Origin of the sequence: Bowmanella yangjiangensis (assembly GCF_017255015.1) — a bacterium.
GTDB lineage: Bacteria > Pseudomonadota > Gammaproteobacteria > Enterobacterales > Alteromonadaceae > Bowmanella > Bowmanella yangjiangensis.
This window is the reverse complement of sequence record NZ_JAFKCS010000013.1, coordinates 114,631-117,417: the sequence shown is the minus strand read 5'-3', so window position 1 is coordinate 117,417 and position 2,787 is coordinate 114,631. Positions and strand designations below refer to the sequence as shown.

Annotated in this window: 2 protein-coding genes, 4 tRNA genes and 1 rRNA gene; 3 read left to right on the top strand and 4 right to left on the bottom strand. The window is 48.0% G+C overall.

Annotated features, from left to right (window positions below; translation table 11 throughout):
- From J0A65_RS13985 to gltX, 3 genes are all read right to left on the bottom strand, one after another.
- Positions 1–218: ribosomal RNA gene (locus tag J0A65_RS13985) — 23S ribosomal RNA — on the bottom strand; the annotation flags it as partial.
- A gap of 272 nt (positions 219–490) precedes the next feature.
- Positions 491–566, bottom strand: a tRNA-Ala gene (locus tag J0A65_RS13980).
- A 76-nt stretch (positions 567–642) separates the two neighbouring features.
- On the bottom strand, positions 643–2,046 hold the full coding sequence (gltX, locus tag J0A65_RS13975) for a glutamate--tRNA ligase (protein WP_206594795.1): 1,404 nt from the start codon (positions 2,044–2,046) through the stop codon (positions 643–645).
- 260 nt (positions 2,047–2,306) lie between these two features.
- On the opposite strand from gltX, the gene J0A65_RS13970 reads away from it, so the two are divergent.
- The 3 genes from J0A65_RS13970 (at position 2,307) to J0A65_RS13960 (ending at position 2,595) form a co-directional block, all read left to right on the top strand.
- A tRNA-Val gene (locus tag J0A65_RS13970) sits at positions 2,307–2,382 on the top strand.
- Positions 2,383–2,409: 27 nt separating this feature from the next.
- Positions 2,410–2,485 (top strand) — tRNA-Val (locus tag J0A65_RS13965).
- A gap of 34 nt (positions 2,486–2,519) precedes the next feature.
- Positions 2,520–2,595 (top strand) — tRNA-Val (locus J0A65_RS13960).
- A 6-nt stretch (positions 2,596–2,601) separates the two neighbouring features.
- Here J0A65_RS13960 and J0A65_RS13955 read toward each other — a convergent pair.
- Positions 2,602–2,787: hypothetical protein (locus J0A65_RS13955; RefSeq protein WP_206594794.1), on the bottom strand; the 186-nt coding region annotated here is incomplete at its 5' end.

Here is a 2,787-nt window from a genome sequence, read left to right as displayed (position 1 = left end):
CTTTTCCTCGGGGTACTTAGATGTTTCAGTTCTCCCGGTTAGCCTCCTATACCTATGTATTCAGTATAGGATAGTGTGCAAGCACACTGGGTTTCCCCATTCGGACATCTGTGGCTCAAATGCGTTTTATCAGCTCACCACAGCTTTTCGCAGATTTACACGTCCTTCATCGCCTCTAACTGCCTAGGCATCCACCGTATACGCTTAGTCACTTAACCATACAACCCCAAATCACGTCGTAATCTGTGGTATACAGCCAGTAACCATCTTGTTTTCTCTTTCGAGAATACCAATGACGCTACATACAATCGCTAAATTCGCTTTCGCTTATTTAGCTGGATGTTTTCTTTATCAGCTTGTCCAAATTGTTAAAGAACAGTTAAGGTTTAAAAAACCTTAATCAATCCACACTCTAAAGCGCACATTCATTAAGGCTGTCTTCCTTAGCAACGAGCTTATCTGTGTCTGTCTCACCACCCTTCACATAGAGTGGTGGAGCTAAGCGGGATCGAACCGCTGACCTCCTGCGTGCAAGGCAGGCGCTCTCCCAGCTGAGCTATAGCCCCGTCGTCTCTAACAGGCGCTGTTCCGTGACAGCGGGGCGCATTCTAGGCACGCCCCTATTCCCTGTCAACGCTTTTTTTAAGATTCCGATCTGTTTGCTATATAATTGAGCGCCTTGTCTAAACGCTGTGCAACTTGCTCTGGTTTCAACAAATTTAAGGTCACATCCAGCGACGGCGAATTCCCAGAGCCAGTGGCCGCAACACGCAGTGGCATACCGACTTTCCCCATCCCCACACCTAATTCGTCTGCAGTGGCATTAATCGCTTCGTGAATAGTGGTCGGATTCCAGTCACTGATTTCCTGTAATTTCTGTTTAACCAGCTCTAAAGGCTCTTTAGCAACAGGACGTAAGTGCTTCTTTGCCGCGTTTTCTTCAAAGTCTTCAAACTCTTCATAGAAATAGCGGCTGATTTCCGCCAACTCTTTGAGGGTTTTAACCCGCTCCCCCTGAATAGCCAGCAAGGCTTCCAGACTAGGGCCATTGGCAAGATTAATGCCCTGCTGATCAAAATGCCATTTGGCATACTCAGCTACCTCGGAGACTGGCATGGTTTTAATATAGTGCTGATTCAACCAAATCAGTTTGTCAGTATTAAATGCCGATGCTGACTGACCAATAGCATCCAGGCTAAACAGCTTGATCATTTCTTCCAGGCTGAAAATTTCCTGATCGCCATGGGACCAGCCCAAGCGCACCAGATAATTTAGCAATGCCTGTGGCAGAAATCCGTCATCACGATATTGCATCACACTTACTGCACCGTGGCGCTTGGAGAGCTTTTTACCATCATCCCCCAAAATCATCGATACATGGGCATACTCAGGCAAGGGCGCATTTAAGGCTTCAAGAATATTGATCTGTCTTGGCGTGTTATTGATATGGTCTTCGCCGCGCACAACATGGGTAATACCCATATCCCAATCGTCCACCACCACACAGAAATTGTAGGTTGGCGTGCCGTCGGTACGACGGATGATCAAATCATCTAATTCGGCATTGGCAATCTCGATACGGCCACGAATATGGTCATTGATAATCACCGAGCCGTCCTGAGGATTCTTAAAGCGAATAACAAAAGGACCATCCTGCTCAACACCATGACGACATTTACCGTCATATTTGGGCTTCTGTCCTGAGGCCATTTGCTCTTCACGTAGCGCATCCAACCGCTCACGGGAGCAATAACATTTGTAAGCTTTACCTTCGGCCAGCAAATTGTCGATGACTTGGTTATAACGATCGAAGCGTTTGGTCTGATAATACGGGCCATCATCCCAGTCCAAACCCAACCATTGCATCCCTTCTAAAATGGCATCAATGGCTTCCTGAGTTGAACGTTCAATATCGGTGTCTTCAATCCGCAGTACGAATTTGCCTCCCTGGTTTTTGGCGTGTAACCAGGAATACAAGGCAGTGCGAGCGCCACCTACGTGTAAATAACCTGTTGGACTGGGCGCGAAACGGGTCACCACTGTCATCTTCTATGCTGTCCTATCAAACAAAAGTGGCGGTATTTTAGCAGTCTTGACGACAGAAACCTATGGCCTTGCCGGTTGAAAAGCCATCTACCTAAGCGGTTAATAACAGAGCAACTTTTATCCAGATTGACGTAAACAGCAGCACCATGATGAGTTTTTGTTCACTTGGACCGTTTCGGGAAAATTACTGTTGACAGCTAAGCTTGCCTCCCTATAATACGCCTCCACTTGCCAAGCACAGCACGGCGGGTAGGAAATATGGATGGTTAGCTCAGCTGGGAGAGCACCGCCCTTACAAGGCGGGGGTCACTGGTTCGAACCCAGTACCATCCACCACCTTCTCTGTGCAGGCAATATCTCCCTGGATGGTTAGCTCAGCTGGGAGAGCACCGCCCTTACAAGGCGGGGGTCACTGGTTCGAACCCAGTACCATCCACCATATATCTCTGCTAGATGTAATAGCAATACTCCCTGGATGGTTAGCTCAGCTGGGAGAGCACCGCCCTTACAAGGCGGGGGTCACTGGTTCGAACCCAGTACCATCCACCATAATCTTTATCTTATCTTTAGTAATGCGGTGCAAGCACCACCCGTTCCCTTTACCAACACGGGTATCACCGGTTCGAACCCAGTACCATCCACCATAATCTTTATCTTATCTTCAGTGATACGGTGCAAGCACCACCCGTTCCCTTTACCAACACGGGCATCACCGGTTCGAACCCAGTACCATCCACCATA